Below are 22,283 nucleotides of genomic sequence, written 5' to 3'. Positions count from 1 at the left end.
GCGAGGGGCCTTTATCGGTAATACGGGGAGCCGGTGCCCCCCGCTTACCTGCCTGAGGGCTAGACGGCCCGGCCGCCGCGAAACAGCTGGACGAGGCCCACGACGATGGCGATCACCAGCAAGACGTGGATGAGCGCGCTGGACACGTGGAACACCACGAAGCCGAGCAGCCACAGGACCAGCAGGATGGCGGCAATGGTGAAGAGCATGGCGATTCTCCCTTGTTCGTTACAAAGCAGCAACGCTCGGTATCGTTCGAGGCTCCCGGATTTTTTGGACAAGCTTCGCGATTTCCACCGGGAAAACGGTTCGTCCCGGCTTCGGGGCAGGCGATGGAATGCTGCCATGACCGGCGATTGCCGGACAGGGGCGGCCAAGGCATGGTCGCCTCGCGACCGCGAATCGCCCTTGGGCGCATCTCGCCGCGAATTCTTCGGGTCCACCCAATTACGTCGCAACGACGACAGTTCGCGGGCATGGCGCATCCTGTGCCGGCCCGCGACACTCGCCACGCCAGCCCAGGTTATTTCCGCAGGCCCATTTCCCTGAGCTCGCGGCGTGACAGCGCCGGGCGGGGCGCTGTGCCCGCAGGCTCGGCTGCGCTTTCCGGCCCGCCGCCCGCCATCCGGTCGGGATCGTTCTGATTACCCGCCTGCGCCTCGTTCCATGCGGACCAGACATGGGCGAGCTTTTCGGCGCGGGTGGTGTGTACGCGGTGGTCCCAGGCATGGGCGCCGAGCCGCTCCACCTCGCGGGCAATGCCGCCGTAGATGTTCGCGGCCGACAGCACCGCCCAGCGCTGGCGGAAGGCCAGCCGGGCAGCCCCGATCCTGGCCGATGCCTCGTAGTCCCGCGCGAGCGCGCAGGCGCGGGCGATCATCGGCACCAGCGCGCCACGATAGTGCGGCTTGGTGACTTCGCCGGGCGGGATGTCCGCCTCCACCAGCCATTCGACCGGCAGGTAGCAGCGGCCCTGCGCGTCGTCCTCCCAGACATCGCGCACGATATTGGCGATCTGGAAGGCGATGCCGAGATCGCAGGCCCGGTCCAGCGTGTCGTCGTCGTCGGGCGATACGCCCATGACCGCCGCCATCATCACGCCCACCGCGCCTGCCACGTGATAGCAGTAGCGCAGCATGTCCGCCTCGCAGCGAGGCCGCCAGTCCGCCGCATCCAGCGCGAAGCCGGCCAGCACGTCATCCACCATGGCGGCGGTCAGCGGCACTTCGCGCATGAGCTGGCCGAGCGCGTCGAAAGCGGGCGTGCCGGTGGTTTCGCCGGCCATGGCCAGCTCGGTCAGCGTGCGGATGGTTGCCAGCCGGTCCTCGGGCGAGAGGCGGGTGCCGAGCCGCACGGGGCCGATGGCGTGGCCGTGGTCCTGTTCGTCGGCGATGTCGTCGCAGGCGCGGCACCAGGCGTAGAGCAGCCAGACCCGCTCGCGCGTTTCGCGGTCGAACAGGCGGCTGGCCGCCGCGAAGCTCTTCGATCCCTTGCGGATGGACCGGCGCGCCTCCTTGACGAGTTGCGCGCGGTCCAGCGGCCCGGAGCGGAGGGCGGCGCCGCGCAGGGCGGCTTCGAGGAGCTTCTCAGTCGGCACCCGAAAGCCTCACAGCGTGCTGGGGTCCATCCTGACGATCGGGACGATCGGCTCGTGCGCGTGCATGCGGTCGAGCAGGAGGTCCAGCTCGGTCTCGGCCAGGATGATGCCCTGATGGGCGGGCCGCACGAAGCCGACTTCGGCCATGTGGCGGTTGAATGCGAGCAGGCCGTCATAGAAGCCGAAGGAGTTCAGCACGCCCACCGGCTTGTCGTGATAGCCGAGCTGGGCCCAGCTCACCGCTTCCCACAGTTCGTCCATGGTGCCGACGCCGCCGGGCAGGACCAGGAAGCCGTCCGACAGGCGCGTGAATTCCGCCTTGCGCTCGTGCATGGTCTTGACGACGTAAAGCTCGGTGCAATCGTGATTGGCGACTTCGCCGCCCTTGCCGCCAGCGCCGGTGAGCGCTTCGGGTATCACGCCGATCACTTCGCCGCCCTGTGTGAGCGCGCCGGCGGCCACGGCGCCCATCAGGCCGAGGCGGCCACCGCCATAGACAACGCCGATGCCGCGCGCGGCAAGGGCGGCGCCCACGTCATGGGCAAGCTGGACGTAGCGGGGATCGGCGGGGGTGGCGGAGCCGCAGTAGACGGCGATGCGTTTCATGACTCAGGTAGCCTTCAGTTGTACCCGCGCGCCGTCCGGCAGATCGCGGGTCTGCCGGGCGAGGTCGCCGGTCAGGTAGATCAGGTCGACAAGGTCGATCCGGACCAGATTTTCATGCCCATAGTCGCCCGACAGGATCGCGGAAAGCGTCCGGCTGTAGACTTCCCCCGTGGCGGTGAAGCCGAGCCGCTGCGTTGCCGCGTCTACAAGGGCGTCTGCGCGCCAGATGGCCTTGGTTTCGTCCAGCGCCATGTGGGCCTGCGCCGCAGCTTCGTCGCCCAGCCGGGACAGGCTGAGGAGATCGGGGTCGAGGTAGTGGAAGATGCCTTCGCGGTCGATCAGCAGCATGTGGCCCATCAGGCTGTGGGCCACCTCTTCGGCGAAGTCCACGCCGGTCCACCCCCAGGCGACTTTCAGGGCGTGGAGCGCGCGGCTCACTTCAGGGCATCCAGCATGAGTCTGGCGGTGGCTTGGCAGAGCCGACGACACCGGGAATGCCCGCGCCGGGATGCGTGCCGGCGCCGACGAGGTAGAAGTTCTTCAGCTTGTCGTCGCGGTTATGGCCGCGGAAGTAGGCGCTCTGCGTCAGCAGCGGTTCGAGGCTGAAGCCGTTGCCGTTATACGCGCCCAGATCGCGCTCGAAGTCAGGCGGGGCGTAGTGGAACCGGGTGACGATACGGTCGTCGATGTCGGGGATCAGGCGGCGACCGACTTCGGCGAGCACGCGCTTTTCGAGGATCGGACCGGCTTCGTCCCAGTCGATCGGCAACTTGCCCATGTTGGCTACCGGGACGAGGGCGTAGAACGTGCTCTTGCCCGCCGGCGCCATCGAGGGATCGGTAACGGTCGGATGGTGGAGGTAGATCGAGAAGTCGCGCGGCAGCACGCCATGCTCGAAGATGTCGTCGAGCAGGCCCTTGTAGCGCGGGCCGAACAGGATGGTGTGGTGCGGGATGCCGGGCCAGGTGCCTTCGAGGCCGAAGTGAACCACGAAGAGGCTTGGCGAGAAGCGCTTCTTCTTCAGCTTGTGCGCCATGTCCTGCCCGCGCTGGTTCCCGGAGAGCAGGTCGCGGTAGGTGTGCATCAGGTCGCCGTTGCTGGCGATGGCATCGAACCGCTGTTTCCAGCCGCTGTCCGTCTCGACCTCCGTCACCTGGTCGCCGAGCGTGTGGATCTGCACGACCTTCTCGCCGAGGCGCAATTGCCCGCCCAGCCGCTCGAACAGGCGGGCCATGCCCTGCGCCAGTTTGTTGGTGCCGCCACGGGCCCACCAGACGCCGCCGTCCTTCTCCAGTTTGTGGATCAGGGCGTAGATCGCGCTCGTGGTCATCGGGTTGCCGCCCACCAACAGGGTGTGGAACGAGAGCGCCTGCCGCAGGTGCTCGTCCTTCACGAAGTGGCTGACCATCGAATAGACCGAGCGCCAGGCCTGGTAGCGGGCCAGCGCCGGGGCGGCCTTGACCATGCTGGAAAAGTCCAGGAACGCCTCGTGCCCCAGCTTGACGTAGCCTTCCTGATAGACCCCGGCGGCATAGCGCACGAATTCGTCGTAGCCGGGCACATCGCGCGGGGCGACGCGGTTGATCTCGCGGCGCAGTGCGATTTCGTCGTTGGAATAATCGAACGTGACGCCGTCGGTCCAGTTGAGCCGGTAGAACGGCATTACCGGCATCAGGTCGACATCGTCGGCCATTTCATGCCCGGAAAGCGTCCAGAGTTCGCGCAAGGCGTCGGGATCGGTGATGACGGTGGGGCCGGCGTCGAACGTGAAGCCGTCACGCTCCCAGACGTAGGCTCGGCCGCCCACTTTGTCTCGCGCTTCGACAAGGGTGGTGTCGATCCCGGCGCTTTGCAGGCGGATGGCGAGGGAAAGGCCGCCGAACCCGGCGCCGATGACGCAGGCCTTCTTCATCGATTGCCGCCTTTCGGGTCGAGGTCCGCCAGTGGGTGGCCGCGCCCGGCAAGGCTGGCCATCGCCGCGCCCATCGGCACCGGAGGCTTGCCGCAGAGCACGCGGGCCTTGTCGGCCGGTGTGAGGCGGCCGGCGTAGAACCGCTCGATCAGTCCTTCGGGCAGGGTGTAGAAACGTTCGAGAACGGCGCGCCGCTCATCGGGACGGGCGGCGCCGAACAACATGCGCGTCAACATCCGGTAGAAGCGCCCCCCGCGCCAGTGATTTGCGGCCCATGCATGACTTGTCCTTCCTAGGCTCTCGCCGGAGAGCTTGTCGAGTGCGGTCACGTGCATGGCGAATCTTACAGCATCGGGAAACGAATAGGACGTCATCGGATTGACGAGCGCGGCCCGCACTCCTGCACGGGCAACCGGCAGGCTGCCCGGATGGTTCCAGTCGGCGTGGTTCCAGAATGCCTCGAAATCACCGCCCGCGATGACCGGCAGCACGCCGGTCTCTTCATAAGTGACGGATTCGATGTGCCAACCCATACCGTCGGCGTAATCCCCGATCCTCTCGCGCAGGCTGGCAACGTCGAGCGCGGCATCCCCTGAGTAGTAGGTGTCCTCTACGAAGACTTCGGTGGGCGAGAAAGGCAGGCAGTAGATGAAGCGATAGCCGTCGTGCTGGGCGACGCGGGCATCCATCACGACCGGCCGGTCAAGCCCGTGGGGCGCGGCGAGGCGCAGCATCCGGCCAAGGAACTTCTGCCAGCCGCCGGACATGTACGGCAGGCCATGAGCGCCGCGAGCGTCGATCACGGCATCGGCGCGGATTTCGCGCCCGTCCGCCAGGATAACGCCGGTCGGAGCGGCCTGGCGCACTTCGGCGCCGGTCAGCAGGGCGTCCGCGGGAAGCGCCGCGCGGACCACTTCGTCGAGCTGGCGGCTGGTCACACTGGCATAGGCCGTGCCGAGACGGCGCGAGTAACCGGGGAAATGGACGTCGTAGCCGGACCAGCGCCGCGCGATCAGCGGTTCCACCAGATCGCGGTGCGCGGGCGCTACATCGCTTTCGAAGAACGACCAGACATGCTCGCCCCCCAGGCTTTCGCCGCGCTCGATCAACAGTACGCGCAGGTCCGGCCGGTGGCGCGCCATTGCGAGCGCGATCAGCGAACCGGCGAGGCCTCCGCCCAGAATTGCCATGTTGCAGGAAATAATTGCCATCTTGGTACCGTTTAAGGACAGGTTGTGCCTGCTGCAACTTGGCAGGGCGGGTGCTTTGCGGCATTGTCATGACAATGACCGAGGAATTGACCGTCTGCGGTGCTTCGATCGAAGATGCTGCAGCCATTGCCGAGATCTACGCTCACTATGTGATCGAAAGCACCGCGACTTTCGAGACAGAACCGCCTGACATCATGGAAAGTGAACGCCGCATTCGCGATATCGTCGATGCGGGTTATCCTTTTCTTGTCGTCCGCGCCGATTCCGATGACGAGGCAGGCGAAGGGCGCGTGCTCGGTTTCGGTTTCGCACACCGCTACGGCCCGCGCGCGGGTTATCTCTACAGTGTCGAGACCACGATCTATGTCCGGCCGGAAAGCGTGGGCCGGGGGATCGGCGGAAGACTGCTCAACGCCTTGCTGGAAGAATGCGAGAAGCGCGGCTTCCGGCAGGCCTTCGCGGTGATCGCGGAAAGCGAACCGGCCTCGGTCGTGCTTCACGCAAGGGCCGGTTTCCGGCCCGTCGGCACGCTTGACGGCGCGGGCTGGAAGCATGGCAAGTGGCTCGACGTCTTCGTGATGCAGCGCCAGCTTGGCGAGGGGGACCACACGCTGCCGGTGCATTCCGCCTAGTTTACGACCTGGCCTTACCCCACCGGCAGATCCTTTTTCAGCACATGTCTGACGCGGGCCTGCAGGTCCGGCAGCACTTCCGTTTCGAACCATGCATGGTGCGCCATCCAGATGCGGCTGCGCCAGGCGGGGTGAGGCAGCGGAAAGAACCCCTCCGGCGCTTCCTGCCAGCGATGGACCGCTTCGGTCAGGTTCGGCGCGAAATGGCGCGGAAGGTACCGTTTCTGCGCATATTGGCCGACCAGCAGGGTGAGCCGCACATCGGGCAGCGCCGCGCGCAGGCGATCGTGCCAGAGTGGGGCGCATTCGGGGCGGGGCGGCAGGTCTCCGCCCTTGCCCTTGCCGGGATAGCAGAAGCCGCTGGGCATGTGGGCGATCCGGTCCGGGTCGTAGAATGTCGCGGGATCGATCCCGGTCCACTCCCGCAGCCGGTCGCCGCTGTCGTCATCCCAGGCCCGGCCGCTGGCGTGGACCTTGCTCCCCGGTGCCTGTCCGATCACGAGAATGCGCGCGCCGCGTCCCGCCTGCACCACCGGGCGAGGGGCATGCGGCAGCTCGCGCCGGCAGGCCCGGCAGGCGCGGATCGCTTCCAGCAGTTCGGGGAGATCTGTCACCCATGGGCAGATGGCGAGAGGTTGGCCTTCGCGCAAGGACTGCTAAGCTGGCGTTCGCAGGCGGCTCGTCTGCCGTCCAAACCGATATGTCATATTCTCAACCAATTTAGTTGATAATAGGCCGATGCCTTCGCTAGACAGGCATCGCACAGAATACGCCACGGAGCTTGCCCTTGAATAATCGGAATGGAAACGGCGCGCTTCCCGTCGCGATCGTCGGCGCGGGGTTCAGCGGAACCCTGATGGCGATCAACCTCCTGCGCAACGGCGTCCGCGTCGTCCTGATCGAGCGCAAGGATGCCCAGCTTGCCAAGGGGCTCGCCTTCGGCACCCGCTGGCCGGAGCACCTGCTCAACGTGCGCGCCGCCAACATGAGCGCCTTCCCGGACGACCAGGCCAATTTCCTTCGCTGGATCGGCCATAGCGGCGACGAGCAGGCGAACCGCTTCGTGCCGCGCCTGTCCTATGGGCTCTACTTGCGCGAGTTGCTCATCCGGGCGCTGGCGGAAGCGGGGCCGAACGCGCTGATCGTCAATGCCGAAGCCTGTTCGGCCCGCTTCGAGGATGGCCGCGTCCTGGTCGAGATGGCGGACGGGGACGAGATCGAGGCGCGGGCCCTGGTGCTTGCCCTCGGCAATTTCCCGCCTTCGCCTCATCCGGTGCTGGCCGCCATACCCGAGGATCGCCGCTTCACCGACCCGTGGCAGCCCGGCACGCTGGAGAAGATCGAGGAGGTCGATCATGTCCTCCTGATCGGCACCGGCCTTACCGCCGCCGACATGGTGCTTTCGCTCGACAAGGCCGGGTTCAAGGGCAGGATTACCGCGCTTTCGCGCGCGGGCTCAAGCCGCTTTCCCATGCCGAGAGCGGGCCGTCGGTGGATTACGTTCCCGCGCCCGAGGAACGCGGATCGCAGCTCGTGCGCCGGGTGCGTGCGCGGGCGGCGGAAATCGGCTGGCGCGCGGCGGTGGACGAGCTGCGGCCGCATACCCAGAACCTCTGGCGCCGCCACGACGAGGCGGGGCAGCGGCGGTTCCTGCATCACTTGCGTCCCTATTGGGATGTCCACCGCCACCGTCTAGCGCCTGACGTGGCGAAGCGCATCGCCGAGATCGAGGCGGAAGGCCGGCTGGAGTTCGTCGCGGGCAAGCTCGTGAGTGCAGAGCCGACCGAAAGCGGGGTCTCGGTGGCCTATCGTCCGCGCGGGAAGGACGAACTGGTGCGGCTGGGCGTATCGCGCACGATCAACTGCACCGGCCCGGAAGGAGACCTGATGCGCAGCGGCGCGCCGCTGGTGAAGGACCTTCTGGCGCAGGGCAAGGTGCGCTCCGACGCGCACAGGCTGGGGCTCGATGTCGATCATCTCGGCCGGGTGCGCGATATCGACGGAGAGCCGCAGGATACGCTTTTCGCGGTGGGCCCCGTTACCAAGGGCGAGGCGTGGGAGATCGTCGCGGTCCCGGATATCCGGCGGCAGGTCTGGAATCTCGCGCGCTATCTGGCGGATGCGCACTGGGTGGGCGGCGAGGGTCTGTAAGACGGAAGAAAGGCCCGGGAGACGATTCTCCCGGGCCTTCTTTTCCTCAGAAGTCCTTGCGCAGCATGATGCCGCCGTAGCGCTTGTCGTCACGCGGGACATAGCGGACGATGCCGGCGAGCGTGCCGTTGGCGAGGAAGTTCGAGTAGCTCTGGTTCGTGATGTTCTTCACGAAACCGCGCAGTTGCCACCCGTCGTTCGTGCCGATCAGGGCGACGCTGCCGTTCCAGATGTAGTAGCCCGGCTGGATCGTGCCCGGCGTCTGCGTCAGCTGGTACTGCGTGCGGCTCTTGAGCGTGATGTCGGACTGGAATTCGAGGTCGATCGAATCCGACAGCGCGAAGCGATAGGCCGCATTGCTGTAGAGCTTCCACTTCGGCGCGAAGGGCAGGACTTCGCCGTTGATGTTGCAGCTCGACGGAGCGCCTTCGGGGCAGATGAAGTTCAGCACCTTGGCGTCGGTATAGGCCACCGAGGTGTCGAGCGAGAGGCCCGGGATCGGGCGCACGCCGAAGTCGAGTTCCACGCCCTTGGTCTGGACGGTGCCGGCGTTGATGAGACGCGTGACCTGCGCCCCGCCGACCACGTCGTTGTAGTTGGCCTGGTAGTTGTGGAACTTGGTGGAATAGACGGCCAGCGCGTAAGTGATCTTGCGATCCACCGCCGAGCCCTTGATCCCGCCTTCGAACGAATCCGAGGTTTCCGGCTTCAGCGCGATTTCGTCCAGCGGCGTGGTCGCGTTAAGCGAGCGCATGTTGAAATAGGCGTTGTAGGCCGGGCCCTTGTACCCGCGCGAGTAGGTGAAATAGGCCTGGTTGTTCGCCGCGAAGTCCAGCTGGAGGCCGCCGCGATAGGAATCGCCGCGCTTCGAGGTCGAGCCTGCCGAATTGTGGTAGGCGCGGATGCCTGCCACGTCGAGCGCGGTCGCGCCCGAGTTCGTCGGGTCGTTGCTGGACGTGCGGACGTGGTAGTAGCTGAGATCGTCCCAGGTCGAACGGTAGCCCGCGATGGCGCGCAGCCAGGAGGTGAAGTTCACGTTGGCTTCGCCGAACACGGCGTAGTTGTCGCTGGTGACGCCGTAGTTCGCTACGCCCGAAACGGTGTTCTCCGCACCGGAGATCAGGCGGGTGAGCGTGCGGGTGTAAACCTCGTCGGTCTTGGCGTGGAGGTAATAGGCGCCCACGACATAGTCGATGAACTTCCCCTTGGGCGAGGTCAGGCGCAGTTCCTGCGAGAACTGCTTGTTGTTGACGGTACCGTAATCCTCACCTTCGGGGAAGGTCGCGGAAAGTTCGGACAGCGCGTCGTAATCCTGGTGCTGGCGGTTCTTCCACTCGCGATAGGCGGTGATCGAGGTCACCGTGTAATCGCCCAGGCCCCACTCGGCCGTCAGTGAGCCGCCATAGTTCTTGTCGCGCACGTCGGTGTCGAAGTTGGTGCTGACTTCGCGGTTCTCGCTGCCGGGCGTGATGCCCTTGCCGGCGAGGAATGCGGCAAGCGCGGCGGAATCGGTGACGGTGCCGGTCGGATAGGCGATCTGGCTGGTGCGCGCATAGACGCCGCTCGGCGTGGTGTCGTGCGAATGGAGGTAGTCACCCGAAAGCGTGAGCTTCAGGTTGTCGGTCGGCGTCGCCTCGATCTTGGCGCGGGCGCCGTAACGCTCGTAGCCGTTCACTTCGTTGCCGGTGGTGACGTTGCGCACGTTGCCGTCATAGTTGGCGTAGAGGCCGTCGATCCGGGCCGAGACGTTCGGGGCGATGCCGCCGGTCACGCCTGCCTTGATGCGGTATTCCTCGTCCGTGGTGGCCGATCCCTCGGCATAGGCGTGGAATTCCTGCGAAGGCGCGGCGGTGACGACGCTGATGACGCCGGCCGAGGCGTTCTTGCCGAACAGCGTGCCCTGCGGTCCGCGCAGCACTTCGATCCGCGAGACTTCGCCGACGTCGAGCGTCGCCTGCCCCGGACGGGTCAGGACGACACCGTCGAGAACTGTCGAAACCGAGGATTCGACGCCCGGCGACGTGCTGATCGTGCCCACGCCGCGGACGAAGACGGTGCGGTCCTTGTTGGAGGCGCCGTTGCGGAAATCGATCGAGGGGACCGAGGCGCTCAGGTCCTGCAGATTGTGGATCGCCCGGTCGTTGAGCGATTCGCCGCTGACGGCGGTAATGGCGATCGGCACCTGCTGGAGCGATTCGTCGCGGTAGCGCGCGGTCACGACGATCTCGCCGGAAGCGGGTTCGGCGGCTTCATCGGCATAAGCCGTTGCCGGGAACAGGACCGCGGAAGCCAGCAGCAGGGTGCGGGCGGCGCGGAGCGGGGTCATTGTCATTTGGATCTCCCTGGAACCCGCGGAGCTATACTCAACCGTTTCGGTTGAGAAAGATAGTTTTCCTTTAGTCGCCCTATGCGAGAGACGAACCGGCGTCCTCTGCCGGGACGATGCGGGGCATGGTAAGCTGGATCCAGCCCAGAGCCAGCAGGTAGGAAACGGCCGCAAAGGCGAACAGCGGCCCGTAGCCGAGCCCGGCTGCCAGAACGAGACCGGCGATCTTGCTGATCGCGGTGCCGCCCAGATTGCCGCAGAAAGCGCCGAATCCGGTTACCCGGCCCACCTTGTGGCGCGGCGTCACGTCGGCGATCAGGCCGAACAGATTGGTCGAGAAGCCCTGGTGTCCGGCCAGCGTCAGCGCCATCAGGCCCACCGCGGGCCAATAGCCGTCCACGTGAAGGGCCAGCGGCACCGGCACCACGCAAAGCGCCGATATCAGCATCAGGGTCTTGCGCGTGCGGTTGGCGCTCCAGCCGCTCGACAGCAGGCGGTTCGCCGCGAAGCCGGAGATCAGCGAACCCGCGGCCGAACCGCAGTAGGCCAGCGCCAGCGGCGGGCCGAGTTCGGTGCCGGAAAGGCCGAACTGCCGGTTGAAATAGTCCGGCATCCAGAACAGCATGAGCCACCAGGTCGCGTCCGAGAGCACCTTGGCGAGAGCGATCGTCCAGGTGCGGCCTTCCTTGAGGAACAGCTTGTCGCCCGAAACGAGATTGCCGGAAACGCCGGGCTGCCGGTCGCCGAAATCCACCCCGCGCGAGGCGGCCAGCCACGCCGCGACCCAGAACAGCCCGACCACGCCCGCCAGCACGAAAGCCGCGCGCCAGCCCCAGACCGCCGCCACCAGCGGGATCGCCAGCGGCGCGAGGATCGCGCCAAGGCTGTTCATCGCGTTGGAAAGCCCAAATCCGATGGAGCGCAGGTTCGGCGGGAAGATCGTTGCAATGGTCTTCACGTTCGCCGGCGTGCCCATCGATTCCGTGGCGCCCAGCCCGATGCGGCAGAGCACGAACTGGCTGAAACTGTGCGCCCACCCATGCGTCATCGCCGCCAGCGACCATGCCGCCACACCTGCCGCGTTGGCCCACTTCGCGCCCAGCCGGTCGACGATCCAGCCCGCTGCGAGGAAGCCGAACGCCGCGCCCGCCTGGAACCAGGCGGCCAGGGTGCCGTAGTCGTCGTCGCTCCAGCCGAGGTCGGCGGCGATCGTCGGCTTCAGTACCGAGATGATCTGGCGGTCCACGAGATTTGAGCACGCCCGCCGTCAGGGCCAGCGTGAACAGCAGCCAGCGGCGGCGCGGGGAGAGGGTCATGCGCGGCGCATCCGGGTTTTGGGGGATTTCTGCATCGCGGATCGTCTAGCGATGGCGGGGGGCAGGGGCGAACAAGAAATTCTAGGGCGGCAAGGGAGAGGCAGGGGGTGTTCGGCCCCCTGCCTCTCCCTTGTTCCTAAAGCGCCAGGGGCCCGTGATCGATCCGGGGTAGCACGTGCCGTGCGAACAGGTCCGCCTCTGCCGCATGCGGATAGCCCGAGAGGATGAAGGCATCGATCCCGGCCTCGCGATAGGCCTGCAGTTTCGCCAGCACCTGATCCGGATCGCCGACGATCGCCGCGCCGCAGCCCGAGCGGGCACGGCCGATGCCGGTCCAGAGGTTGTCCTCGGCATAGCCGTCGTCGCTGGCGGTTTCGCGAAGCGCAGCCTGAGCCTGTACGCCGACCGACTGGGAATCGAGCGAGCGGGCACGGATCGCGGCGCCCTCTGCCGCGTCGAGGCGCGAGAGCAGGCGGTTCGCCGCATCGCGCGCATCGGCTTCGGTCTCGCGCACGATCACGTGGACGCGGTAGCCGAAGCGCAAGGTGCGGCCATACTTCGCGGCGCGGGCGCGCATGTCGGCGATGGTTTCCTTCACCGCTTCCATGCGGTCCGGCCACATGAGATAGACGTCGCAGCCCTTGGCGGCGACTTCGCGGGCCGGTTCGGAGAGGCCGCCGAAGTAGAGCGGCGGGCACTTCGAACCCGGCGCGATCATGCGCGGGGCATCCAGCTTGAGGTTCCAGAAGCGGCCCTGATGGTCGAGCGACTGACCCGACAGCAGCGTGCGCAGGATCTCGATGGCCTCGGTCGTGCGCTCGTAGCGGGCGCCGCCATCCAGCGCTTCACCCGGCATCTCGCTGGAGATGATGTTGATGTTGAGGCGGCCGCCCCCGTTACCCTGGCCAAGAATCTGGTCGATCGTGGCGATCTGGCGGGCAAGCTGGGCGGGCCACATCTCGCCGATGCGCACCGCCATCAGCAGCTTGATGCGGCGGACCTGCGTGGCGATGGCGGCGGCGAAGGCGGTGGTGTCTATCCCGAGCGCATAGCCGGAAGGCAGCAGCACATTGTCGAACCCGCCTTCCTCGGCGGCAGTCACGATATTGCGGCAGTGTTCCCAGCCGGAGCGTAGCATGGGATCCGGCTGGCCGAGGAACTCGTAGTCATCGTCGCAGAGCGCCGAAAACCAGCTGATCTCGCAAGGGTCCAGTGTCACGGCAGGCGCGCTCCCATCGATGCTTCGAGCACCGCGTACCATTCGGATGCGGTCCATTCGACCTTGAGCGCATCGCGCGAGGCGAGAATGCGTTCGGGGGTCTGCGAACCGACGATGGGGATCGCGCGCGAGGGGTGCGCCATGATCCACGACAGCGCGGCGGCGGCGGCATCGGTGCCGTAGCGCTCGCCCTGTGCGGCTACCAGCTTCGCCACCGGGTCTTCCGAACCCGCGGCAAGGCGGCCGCCACCAAGTGGCGACCATGCCAGCACCGCCACGTCTCGGGCCATCGCCTGATCGAGCGTGCCGTCATAGAGCGGCGCATAGCGGGCGGCCGAGAATTCGGGCTGGGTCGAGACGATGGGGAAGGGCAGGTAGGTCTGGAGCGCGTCGAATTCGGCGGGGCTGTAGTTGGAAACGCCGATGGCCTTGACCTTGCCGCTCTTGACCATGGCAGCCAGGGTGGCCGCCACGTCGCGCGGGTGGGCCAGGAAATCGCGGCGGTGGATCTGGTAGAGTTCGACCGAAGGCAGGCCGAGCCGTTCGAGCGAGGCTTCAAGGGCCTTGTTCAGATAGTCGGGGCTCGAATCGTAAGGCACGCCCAGCACGATGCCGCCCTTGGTGGCGATCGTCATCCGCTCGCGAAGGTCGGGGCGCTGGGCCAGCGCCTTGCCCAGCAGCAGTTCCGCGCCGCCGAAGCCGAGCGCGGCGTCGCAGCCGTAGATGTCGGCGGTGTCGAACAGGGTGATTCCCGCTTCAAGCGCCGCCTCGATGCGGGCGACGATGGCGCCGATATCGTCGTTGCCGTCGGGGCGGGCGAGCCGCCACATGCCCCAGGCAATCGGAAAAACGGAAATTCCGCTCTTGCCGAGCGGGACGGATTGGGCCGATAGGCGCGTCGTCGTGGGGGAAGTCATGGGTCGCCACATGGCACACGGAGTTGCGAAATGGTAGAGACGCTGCGTTACGGAATTGTCGGAACCGGGATGATGGGTGTGGAGCACATCCACAACCTCAATATCCTCGAAGGCGCCGAAGTGGTCGCCATCGCCGACCCTGAGCCGACCTCGCTCGGCTGGGCGAAGGATGCCCTGGGTGACAAGGCCGAAGGCGTCCGGGAATTCGCCGATAGCGCCAGCATGATCGCAAACGCGGGCCTCGATGCCGTGGTGGTGGTCTCGCCCAACTTCACGCACCGCGCGGTGCTGGAGCCGCTGCTGGACAGCGACGTGGCGATCCTCTGCGAAAAGCCGCTCTGCACCACGATGGACGATGCGCGCTGGGTGGTCGAGCGGGCAGAGGCGCGCAAGGGCCTGTTCTGGACCGGCATGGAATATCGCTTCATGCCGCCCGCCAAGGCTTTCATCGACGAGATTCACGGCGGCAAGGTCGGCCGTTTGCAGATGCTCTCGATCCGCGAGCATCGCTTCCCGTTCCTGGTGAAGGTGCGGGACTGGAACCGCTTCTCGGCCAATACCGGCGGCACCATGGTGGAGAAGTGCTGCCACTTCTTCGACCTCATGCGGCTCATCACCCGTTCGGAGCCGGTGCGTGTCTATTGCTCGGGCGCGATGGACGTGAACCATATCGAAGAGCGCTATGACGGCCGCCAGCCGGACATCATCGACAACAGCTTCACCACCGTCGATTTTGCCGATGGCACCCGCGCGCTGCTGGACCTGTGCATGTTCGCGGAAGGCGCCGAGCATCAGGAAGAGATGAGCGCCACCGGCGACAAGGGCCGTCTCGACGTGCTGATCCCGCCGGGCGATCTCGTCTGGTCGCCGCGCGTGCCGTGGCCGGGGCCGAAATCGGTCGAGCGCTGGCATGTCGCGGTGGACGAGGCGGCGATGGATGCCGGTTCGCACCACGGCGCGACGTTCTATCAGCATGAAGCCTTTGCCCGCGCCGTTCGCGGCGAGGGCGAGGTTCAGGTGACCGCGCGCGACGGCCTGATGGCCGTGGCCATCGGCGCGGCCGCGGAACTCAGCGCGCGCGAGAAGCGCGTGGTGGAGATGGCGGAACTGCTGGGCTGATGCCGAACAGGGCGTCGTCCCGACCTGATCCGGCCAGACCTGATCCGGCCAGACCTGGTCCGGGACGACGTGCCGTTTCATTTCAATTCCAGCCGCGTCTCGCCGAGCACCTCGCTGTAGGGCTGGCGTGCCGCCGCTTCCGAGCCGACCGGCGAGTTCCGGTCTTGCCCGATATCGAAGCTCTCCGAAAACGCGCCGATGCTGGTCGGGAAGTCCGCGATCCTGCCCTCTCCCACCGGCTGGCCGTTCACGAAGAGCCGGATCGTTCCCGAAGCGGGCCGGGAGAAGAACGCGCCCTGTCCGCTGGGGGTCTGTCCGCCGGGGGGCTGGGCGGGTACGAATTCGTAGCCCACGGTCGCCGCGCCCTGTGGCAGCTTCGCGGCGGAGACCACGCGGTCCCGGCGCAGGCCGTAGGCGTTGTTCTCGAAGACCAGCTTCCCGTCCTTGGCATAGAGCACGAAGCCGCCCAGCCTTCCGCCCTCTGCCACCAGAGCGCCCTGTCCGGCGGCGGCATTGCCCTTGATCGCGACCGTCAGGCTATGTGCCTTGGAGAGGTTCGGGACGGCATTCTGCGGAAGCGGGCCGATATCCGCCTGATAGATAAAGCTCCTGCGCTTGGGATCGAGCAGTGCCGGCACGCCCATCGGCAGCGGAACGAGCGGGAAGACGCCGTTGCGCTGGCCTTCCTTGACGAACTCGGCCTTGAGTTCCTCCAGCTTGGCCGGGTTCGTGGCGGCGAGGTCCTTGCTTTCGCTGAAGTCGTGCGCGACGTCGTAGAGTTCCCAGCGGTCGTTCCCGGGATCGTCGAGGAACACGCGCTGGAGGTTCTCCAGCAGTTCCCACGGGCGGTAGTTGCGCTTGGCGGCGGCAACCCAGCCCTGCTTGTAGATGGCGCGGTTGCCGAAGATCTCGAAATACTGCTCGGTATGCTCTTCGGGTGCCTTGGGGTTGGTGAATGTGGCGAGCAGGCTGTGGCCGGCAAAAGGCGTCTGCTTCACGCCGTCCACTTCGGTGGGGAAGGCGATGTGCGCGGCGTCGAGGATGGTCGGCGCGATGTCGTTGACGTGGCCGAACTGGCTGCGCACGGCACCCGGCTGGCTGGTGTGGCCGGGCCACGAGACGATCAGCGGATTGCGCGTGCCGCCGAAGTGCGAGGCGACCTGCTTCATCCACTGGAACGGCGTGGTGGTGGCCCAGGCCCAGCCCGCGCCGTAGTGGTTGGAAAGTTCCGGCCCGCCCAGCGCATCGATATGGGCAAGCTGGGTCGGCAGGTCGTGCGGCGCGCCGCTGGCGGAGGCGCCTTCGTTGGTGATCCGGCCCTCGATCCCGCCCTCTGCGCTGCCGCCATTGTCGCCCACGACGTAGACCACCAGCAGGTTGTCGCCGCCCGGCCGCGCGCGCAGGGTCTGGATCAGGCGCCCCACTTCGTAGTCGGTCTGTTCCACGAAGGCGGAGTAGATCTCCATCTGCCGGGCATAGAGCTTGCGTTCGTCGGCCGAGAGGCTGGACCATGCCGGAATGCCCTCGGGCCGGGGTGTCAGCCTGGCATCGGCGGGAATGATGCCGAGCTTCTTCTGGCGGGCGAAAGTCTCCTCGCGGTATTTGTCCCAGCCGCCGTCGAAGCGGCCCTTGTTACGGTCGATCCACTCCTGCGGGACATGGTGCGGCGTATGGACCGCGCCAGTGGCGAAATAGAGGAAATAGGGCTTCTGCGGGGCCAGCGCGTCATGTTCGTCCACCCAGCCGACCGCCTTGTTCACCAGATCGGTGGTGAGGTGGTAGCCCTGCTCGGGCGTCGCCGGGGCGGGAATCGCAGTGGTGTCGTTGTAGAGGTGCGGCTCCCACTGGTTGTCCTCGCCGGACATGAAGCCGTAGAAATGGTCGAAGCCCAACCCGGTCGGCCAGTGGTTGAACGGCCCGGCCGAGGAAATCTCCCACTTGGGCGTATTGTGCCACTTGCCGAAGGCGGCGGTGGAATAGCCGTTGCCTTGCAGGATGCGGGCGATCGAGGCGGTCTCGGCCTTCCAGATCGTGTTGTAGGCTGGGAAACCGGCGGGAATGTCGGCAAGGTTGCCGAAGCCGACCTGATGCTGGTTGCGCCCGGTCAGCAGCGATGCGCGCGTGGGCGAGCAGATCGCGGTGGTATGGAAGCGGTTGTAGCGGAGGCCTTCCGCCGCCAGTTTTTCCAGCGCGGGCGTGCGGGGCACGCCGCCGAAGGCTGAGGTCGCCGCGAAGCCTGCGTCGTCGAGCAGGACCAGCAGCACGTTCGGCGCGCCCTTGGGCGCCTGCGGCGGCGCCGGGAAAGCGGGGACGGAATCGGCGCGGGTGAGGCCGATCCTGCCGGTGAACACCTCGGCCCCGTTTATTCTGGCTTCTTGCGCCATGGCGCCTGTGGTGAGCGCGGACGTGGCGAGCGAGGACGCGGCAAGCAGCAGCGCTGCACTTGTGAAGACATGCATGGAATTACCCCAAGTATCATGGCGCGGGCATCTGCCGGCGCGTGACGAACGTTCCGATCGTGGAAATGGCGCGCGCCGGAACAGCCGGCCCCTGCGGGAGCCGGGAGCGGCGCGGAACAGCCGGCCCCACAAGTCTGGGCTCCGGATTCGGGCCCTCAGGTCTGGATCATGTTCATGCGCATCGTTTCACCTCATGAGGAGGGAATCACGATGCTGGCGCGGTCGCCCGGGCATCGTGCGCTTTAGCTGTTGGTGACGCGGAGCAAGCTGCATCCCGATCAAAAGCCGCGGGTCGGCACCTCGATTGAACGCAGGGGCGACCGACCATCGCTCCCCCTTGGGTGTATTCTCAACTTAATTGATAGAGAATGCGAGTCAAGCCCGCGCCGCCGCACCATCGTCCCGGCGTGGGCCTGATCCGTCAGGGAGTTCTCCGGCAGTGACGGCGCCGGACTTGCATCTGGCGGCCGGGTCCGGCATTATGCTGCGGTGCACAACAGTCCTGTCCAATCCTATCCGGTATGCCGTCCATGAGTGAAACACGCCTGAAGCTGATGGAGGCGATCACCCGCAAGCGCACCGTCACCGCCCAATACAACGGCGGCGTCATCAAGCTTGCCCCGCACCTGCTGTTCGAGCGGCATGGCGACCTGTTCGTCAGCGCGCTCAACATGAGCAAGAACTGGCGGAGCGAGGAAGACCGGAGGCTGGGCCAGTTCAAGCTGGCAGGGCTTGGCGCAACCGAACTGCTGGACGAAAGCTTCGACCCGTTGCCCTCGTTCGAACCGGCGGCCCCGCGTTCCGACGATACCCTTATCCTGGCGATCTGAGCCGGTTTCTCCCGTCGCTCAGGACGCTGTTCGCAGGGTCATGAGGGAGGAGGAATAGGGCAGGACCAGTTGCGCGGCGCGCTTCCAGTCGCCGCGCAGCCAGAGATCGTGCGCTTCGGGCGGCAGGATCACCGGCATCGTATCGCGCCCTTCCGCCCGCAAGGCGCGTTCGCCTCGCAAGTGAGCAGGGCGAAACTCGGCACTTCGCTGTCCTTCCATACCGCCGCCATCGCGAAGATCGGCTGATCGGCAGCGCCGAACCAGTTCTGGCGGCGCTTGCCGTCTGTCGGGCTAGCCTTGCCCCATTCCATGAAAGCGGTGGCAGGCACCAGGCAGCGAAACTCGCTGTTGCGCAAGTTGCCGATCCAGAACGGGCTTTCGAGATTGCGCACGGTGAGGATGCCGTGGCGGCGCTGGTCGAAGGCGGCGGGCGGTGGCGGCACGCCCCAGAGGCGCGGCACCATGCGGCGCGGCAGGCGCTTTTCGGGGCGCGGCCCGGCCACGAACTCGCGGCCCATCGTCACCACCGGCGCGAATCCGCCGCCTGAAACCGAACCGCCGGGCCAGGGATCGTCACCGGCTTCGGCGCCCATGGCACGGGCGACTTCGCGGGCGGGCGCGTCGAGGCGATAGATGATCGGCATGTCTGTGAGGCCCTAGACGGCTGGAAAAGCCGCGTCTATCGTCCCCGCCATCCCCGGGGAGCTTGTGCCCAGGCTTTCGAATCCCGAAAGCCGGACGGAAACAAATGGCTGAGAGGGGCAGGTCACGCTGCCCGACCCGTTGAACCTGAACCCGTTAACACGGGCGGAGGGAAGGGCGGGCCACAGGACACTTCTGTCGCGACCTTTCTTTCGTCCATAAGCCGAAGGAAAATCGCTTATGGCCGACATCAACTCCAAGCTGGAGATCGGCGTTACCACCGGACCCATTCGTGGGTCGAAGAAGATTCACGTCGGACCGCTAGGCGTTGCCATGCGGGAAATCCACCTTGAGCCGGGATCGGGCGAGGCGCGGTGCGTGTCTACGACACTTCCGGTCCCTACACCGATCCGAACGTCACCATCGACATTGCAGCGGGCCTTGCCGCCAAGCGCCGCGAATGGATCGTGGCACGCGGCGATGTCGAGGAATACGACGCCCGCGCGGTGAAGCCCGAGGATAACGGCCAGCTCGGCCCGGATCGTTCGGGCGGCGTCCCGGCCTTCCCCAACGTGGTGAAACGCCCGCTTCGCGCGAAGGCAGGCATGAACGTCAGCCAGATGCACTATGCTCGCCGCGGCATCATCACGCCGGAGATGGAATACGTCGCCGAGCGGGAGAACCTCGGCCGGGCGATGCTCAAGGAATATGCGCGCGACGGGCAAGACTGGGGCGCGGCCATCCCCGATTACGTAACCCCCGAATTCGTGCGCGAGGAAGTGGCGCGCGGCCGGGCGATCATCCCCTCCAACATCAACCACCCCGAAAGCGAGCCGATGGCGATCGGCCGCAATTTCCTGGTTAAGATCAACGCCAATATCGGCAATTCCGCCGTCGCCTCGGACGTGGCGAGCGAGGTGGACAAGATGGTCTGGTCGATCCGCTGGGGTGCGGACACGGTGATGGACCTCTCCACCGGGCGCAACATCCACGACACCCGCGAATGGATCATCCGCAACAGCCCCGTGCCGATCGGCACCGTGCCGATCTATCAGGCGCTGGAAAAGGTCGGCGGCATTGCCGAGGACCTGACCTGGGAGGTGTTCCGCGATACCCTGATCGAACAGGCCGAGCAGGGCGTGGACTACTTCACCATCCACGCCGGCGTGCGCCTGCCGTTCGTGCCGCTTGCGGCCAAGCGTGTGACCGGGATCGTCAGCCGCGGCGGCTCGATCATGGCCAAGTGGTGCCTAGCCCATCACCAGGAATCGTTCCTCTACGAACGCTTCGACGAGATTACCGAGATCATGAAGGCCTACGACGTCGCCTACTCGCTCGGTGACGGGTTGCGCCCCGGCTCGATCGCGGACGCCAATGACGAGGCGCAGTTCGCCGAACTCTACACCCTGGGCGAACTCACCAAACGCGCCTGGGCGCAGGACGTTCAGGTGATGATCGAGGGGCCGGGCCATGTGCCGATGCACAAGGTGAAGGAGAACATGGACAAGCAGCTTGAGGCCTGCGGCGAGGCGCCGTTCTACACCCTCGGGCCGCTGGTGACCGACATTGCGCCGGGCTACGACCATATCACCAGCGCATCGCGCGGCCATGATCGGCTGGTACGGCACGGCGATGCTCTGCTACGTCACGCCCAAGGAACACCTTGGCCTGCCGGACCGCGACGATGTGAAAGTGGGCGTCGTCACTTACAAGCTGGCCGCCCATGCCGCCGATCTGGCCAAGGGGCACCCGGCCGCCAAGGTTCGCGACGATGCACTGTCCCGCGCCCGTTTCGAATTCCGCTGGCGCGACCAGTTCAACCTCAGCCTCGATCCCGACACGGCCGAACAGTACCACGACCAGACGCTTCCGGCCGAAGGCGCCAAGTCCGCGCATTTCTGCTCGATGTGCGGGCCGAAGTTCTGCTCGATGAAGATCAGCCAGGAAGTGCGGGACTTCGCGGCGAAGCAGAACCAGCCTTCGACCGGCTTCATCGCCGCCGAAGAAGGGGGCATGCTCGCCATTTCCGAAGCGGAGGCGGGGATGGCCGAAATGAGCAAGGTGTTCAGGGAAACCGGCAGCGAGCTTTACATGGGCGCCGGAGACCGCGAGCACGATTGACCTGGAAACCGCCGTTCCGGATCGAATCCGGGACGGCGGTTCCGCTCCCACCAATTCCCCTTCGCGGGAATCGATTGCGCTGCTAGGGTCGCTCTCCATTACGAAGGGTTCCTGCATGTCCCGCAATGCCAATGGCGACTGGATGAAACTCGCCCACGACAGCTACTGGCTCTGGGCCGAATCCATGATGGTCATGGGTATGCGCACAACCGACATGATGACCGGCCGAGGCAGCAATCGCGAAAACGTGCTGATGGTCACCGAAAAGCTGCAGGCCAACGCCGAACTGGCGGTATCGCTGGCGATGGGCGGGCTGACTTCTCCCGAGAAGACCGCGCACAAGGCCGTTCGCCACTATCGCAAGCGCGTGACCGCCAACCGCCGCCGCCTCTCGCGGAAGAAAACCCCATGACCGCGAAGGCGCCGGGAGAGATCCACGTCGGCATCGGCGGCTGGAGCTACGATCCCTGGCGCGAGACTTTCTATCCCAAGGGCGTCTCCAGGGCGCGAGAGCTGGAATATCTGGGCCAGCACCTCACCGGCACCGAAATCAACGCCACGTTCTACGGCCGCCAGAAACCGGCGAGCTTCGCCAAGTGGCGCGACACGGTGCCCGACGGGTTCAGGTTCGCGCTGAAGGGCTCACGCTACTGCACGAACCGCAAGAACCTGGGCGAAGCGGGTGAGAGCGTCACCAATTTCGTGGAGCAGGGCCTTGTCGAACTGGGCGACAAGCTCGGCCCGATCAACTGGCAACTCGCCGCCACCAAGCAATTCGATCCCGACGAGATCGCCGCGTTCCTGGCCCTGCTGCCGGACAAGCACGAGGGCCTGCCCCTGCGCCACGCCATCGAGCCCCGCCACGAGAGCTTCCGCGACCCGGCCTTCCTCGACCTCGCCCGCAAGGCCGGTGTTGCGGTCATCCTTGCCGACAGCCCCAAGTACCCGGTTTTCGAAGAGGCGGCCGAGGCAGGCCCGTTCCTTTACGTCCGCCTCCAGAATGCCCGCTCCGAAATCGAGCAAGGCTATCCCGACGCCGAACTGAGCCCTTGGGCGCGCGCGCGCAGGACTGGTCGAAAGCCGGACGCGACGTGTTCATGTTCTTCATAAACGGCGCAAAGGAGCGGGCTCCCGCAGCGGCGATGGCGTTGATCGGGAAACTGCAAGGCGCCTAACCACTTCGCAAGATCATTAGCCTTCGATAATGATGCCAAAGGGCAAATGA

General features: G+C 66.1%; 19 protein-coding genes, 3 pseudogenes and 1 riboswitch. Of the genes and pseudogenes, 8 read left to right on the top strand and 14 right to left on the bottom strand.

What is annotated here, in order from left to right:
* Window positions 1-59: 59 nt before the first annotated feature.
* The 6 genes and pseudogenes from ADT71_RS31280 to crtY all read right to left on the bottom strand — a co-directional run bounded on the left by ADT71_RS31280 (window position 60) and on the right by crtY (window position 5,326).
* Window positions 60-209 carry a lmo0937 family membrane protein gene (locus ADT71_RS31280; protein WP_132268417.1) on the bottom strand — a complete coding sequence of 50 codons (150 nt, stop codon included), beginning with the start codon at window positions 207-209 and terminating at the stop codon, window positions 60-62.
* Window positions 210-523: 314 nt separating this feature from the next.
* Window positions 524-1,537, bottom strand: a complete 1,014-nt coding sequence (locus ADT71_RS10165) for a phytoene/squalene synthase family protein (RefSeq protein ID WP_054436539.1) — start codon at window positions 1,535-1,537, stop codon at window positions 524-526.
* Between the two features lie 69 nt (window positions 1,538-1,606).
* Window positions 1,607-2,203, bottom strand: a complete 597-nt coding sequence (locus ADT71_RS10160) for a TIGR00730 family Rossman fold protein (protein ID WP_054436504.1) — start codon at window positions 2,201-2,203, stop codon at window positions 1,607-1,609.
* 3 nt (window positions 2,204-2,206) lie between these two features.
* Window positions 2,207-2,641 (bottom strand): hypothetical protein, encoded by a 435-nt coding sequence (locus ADT71_RS10155; RefSeq protein WP_054436502.1) that lies wholly within the window; start codon window positions 2,639-2,641, stop codon window positions 2,207-2,209.
* Window positions 2,638-4,115 (bottom strand): annotated as a pseudogene (locus ADT71_RS10150) (phytoene desaturase). Before ADT71_RS10150 ends, ADT71_RS10155 begins: the two are co-directional and overlap by 4 nt.
* Window positions 4,112-5,326 carry a lycopene beta-cyclase CrtY gene (gene crtY / locus ADT71_RS10145; protein ID WP_054436501.1) on the bottom strand — a complete coding sequence of 405 codons (1,215 nt, stop codon included), beginning with the start codon at window positions 5,324-5,326 and terminating at the stop codon, window positions 4,112-4,114. The pseudogene ADT71_RS10150 and the gene crtY overlap by 4 nt, the downstream one beginning before the upstream one ends.
* Window positions 5,327-5,394: 68 nt before the next feature.
* On the opposite strand from crtY, the gene ADT71_RS10140 reads away from it, so the two are divergent.
* A complete protein-coding gene (locus ADT71_RS10140; protein ID WP_231635784.1) occupies window positions 5,395-5,958 on the top strand; it encodes a GNAT family N-acetyltransferase in 564 nt (187 codons plus the stop codon).
* 14 nt (window positions 5,959-5,972) lie between these two features.
* On the opposite strand, the gene ADT71_RS10135 is transcribed toward ADT71_RS10140, so the two are convergent.
* Window positions 5,973-6,572, bottom strand: a complete 600-nt coding sequence (locus ADT71_RS10135) for a uracil-DNA glycosylase family protein (RefSeq protein ID WP_082370265.1) — start codon at window positions 6,570-6,572, stop codon at window positions 5,973-5,975.
* A gap of 173 nt (window positions 6,573-6,745) precedes the next feature.
* On the opposite strand from ADT71_RS10135, the gene ADT71_RS35605 reads away from it, so the two are divergent.
* Both ADT71_RS35605 and ADT71_RS35600 read left to right on the top strand, forming a co-directional pair.
* Complete coding sequence (locus tag ADT71_RS35605; RefSeq protein ID WP_369818223.1) at window positions 6,746-7,654, top strand: FAD/NAD(P)-binding protein; 909 nt, start codon at window positions 6,746-6,748, stop codon at window positions 7,652-7,654.
* Window positions 7,655-7,662: 8 nt separating this feature from the next.
* The gene (locus tag ADT71_RS35600) at window positions 7,663-8,109 is read left to right on the top strand and encodes a hypothetical protein (RefSeq protein WP_369818222.1); all 447 of its coding nucleotides are present in this window, start codon (window positions 7,663-7,665) and stop codon (window positions 8,107-8,109) included.
* A gap of 46 nt (window positions 8,110-8,155) precedes the next feature.
* On the opposite strand, the gene ADT71_RS10125 is transcribed toward ADT71_RS35600, so the two are convergent.
* The 4 genes from ADT71_RS10125 to ADT71_RS10110 all read right to left on the bottom strand — a co-directional run bounded on the left by ADT71_RS10125 (window position 8,156) and on the right by ADT71_RS10110 (window position 13,887).
* A complete protein-coding gene (locus ADT71_RS10125; RefSeq protein WP_054436499.1) occupies window positions 8,156-10,441 on the bottom strand; it encodes a TonB-dependent receptor in 2,286 nt (761 codons plus the stop codon).
* A gap of 73 nt (window positions 10,442-10,514) precedes the next feature.
* Window positions 10,515-11,681, bottom strand: a complete 1,167-nt coding sequence (locus ADT71_RS10120; protein WP_054436498.1) for an MFS transporter — start codon at window positions 11,679-11,681, stop codon at window positions 10,515-10,517.
* 206 nt (window positions 11,682-11,887) lie between these two features.
* Window positions 11,888-13,012 carry an LLM class flavin-dependent oxidoreductase gene (locus tag ADT71_RS10115; protein WP_054436534.1) on the bottom strand — a complete coding sequence of 375 codons (1,125 nt, stop codon included), beginning with the start codon at window positions 13,010-13,012 and terminating at the stop codon, window positions 11,888-11,890.
* Window positions 12,967-13,887 carry an aldo/keto reductase family oxidoreductase gene (locus tag ADT71_RS10110; protein WP_054436497.1) on the bottom strand — a complete coding sequence of 307 codons (921 nt, stop codon included), beginning with the start codon at window positions 13,885-13,887 and terminating at the stop codon, window positions 12,967-12,969. The genes ADT71_RS10115 and ADT71_RS10110 overlap by 46 nt, the downstream gene beginning before the upstream one ends.
* 30 nt (window positions 13,888-13,917) lie before the next feature.
* Here ADT71_RS10110 and ADT71_RS10105 point away from each other — a divergent pair, with 30 nt between their 5' ends.
* Window positions 13,918-15,006 (top strand): Gfo/Idh/MocA family protein, encoded by a 1,089-nt coding sequence (locus tag ADT71_RS10105; RefSeq protein WP_197282979.1) that lies wholly within the window; start codon window positions 13,918-13,920, stop codon window positions 15,004-15,006.
* A 77-nt stretch (window positions 15,007-15,083) separates the two neighbouring features.
* Here ADT71_RS10105 and ADT71_RS10100 read toward each other — a convergent pair whose 3' ends face one another.
* Window positions 15,084-17,465: an arylsulfatase gene (locus ADT71_RS10100; protein WP_054436496.1), complete on the bottom strand. Its 2,382-nt coding sequence runs from the start codon at window positions 17,463-17,465 to the stop codon at window positions 15,084-15,086.
* Window positions 17,466-17,995: 530 nt separating this feature from the next.
* Between ADT71_RS10100 and ADT71_RS10095 the strand changes: the two genes are divergently transcribed.
* Window positions 17,996-18,295 (top strand): hypothetical protein, encoded by a 300-nt coding sequence (locus ADT71_RS10095; protein WP_054436495.1) that lies wholly within the window; start codon window positions 17,996-17,998, stop codon window positions 18,293-18,295.
* Between the two features lie 18 nt (window positions 18,296-18,313).
* Here the strand turns inward: ADT71_RS10095 and ADT71_RS33445 are convergent, their stop codons facing one another.
* On the bottom strand, window positions 18,314-18,433 hold the full coding sequence (locus tag ADT71_RS33445; protein WP_231635783.1) for an SOS response-associated peptidase: 120 nt from the start codon (window positions 18,431-18,433) through the stop codon (window positions 18,314-18,316).
* Complete coding sequence (locus ADT71_RS10090; RefSeq protein ID WP_231635782.1) at window positions 18,424-18,939, bottom strand: SOS response-associated peptidase family protein; 516 nt, start codon at window positions 18,937-18,939, stop codon at window positions 18,424-18,426. Before ADT71_RS10090 ends, ADT71_RS33445 begins: the two co-directional genes overlap by 10 nt.
* A 44-nt stretch (window positions 18,940-18,983) precedes the next feature.
* A riboswitch (TPP riboswitch) is annotated at window positions 18,984-19,128 on the top strand.
* A 49-nt stretch (window positions 19,129-19,177) separates the two neighbouring features.
* Between ADT71_RS10090 and thiC the strand changes: the two are divergent.
* The 3 genes and pseudogenes from thiC (at window position 19,178) to ADT71_RS10075 (ending at window position 22,233) form a co-directional block, all read left to right on the top strand.
* A pseudogene (gene thiC / locus ADT71_RS10085) lies at window positions 19,178-21,058 on the top strand (phosphomethylpyrimidine synthase ThiC).
* 115 nt (window positions 21,059-21,173) lie between these two features.
* Window positions 21,174-21,470: a hypothetical protein gene (locus tag ADT71_RS10080; protein WP_054436494.1), complete on the top strand. Its 297-nt coding sequence runs from the start codon at window positions 21,174-21,176 to the stop codon at window positions 21,468-21,470.
* A pseudogene (locus ADT71_RS10075) lies at window positions 21,467-22,233 on the top strand (DUF72 domain-containing protein). The gene ADT71_RS10080 and the pseudogene ADT71_RS10075 overlap by 4 nt, the downstream one beginning before the upstream one ends.
* The last annotated feature ends 50 nt before the right edge of the window (window positions 22,234-22,283 follow it).

Source organism: Novosphingobium sp. ST904 (assembly GCF_001298105.1).
Taxonomy (GTDB): domain Bacteria; phylum Pseudomonadota; class Alphaproteobacteria; order Sphingomonadales; family Sphingomonadaceae; genus Novosphingobium.
This window is presented reverse-complemented; position numbering and strand designations above follow the sequence as displayed.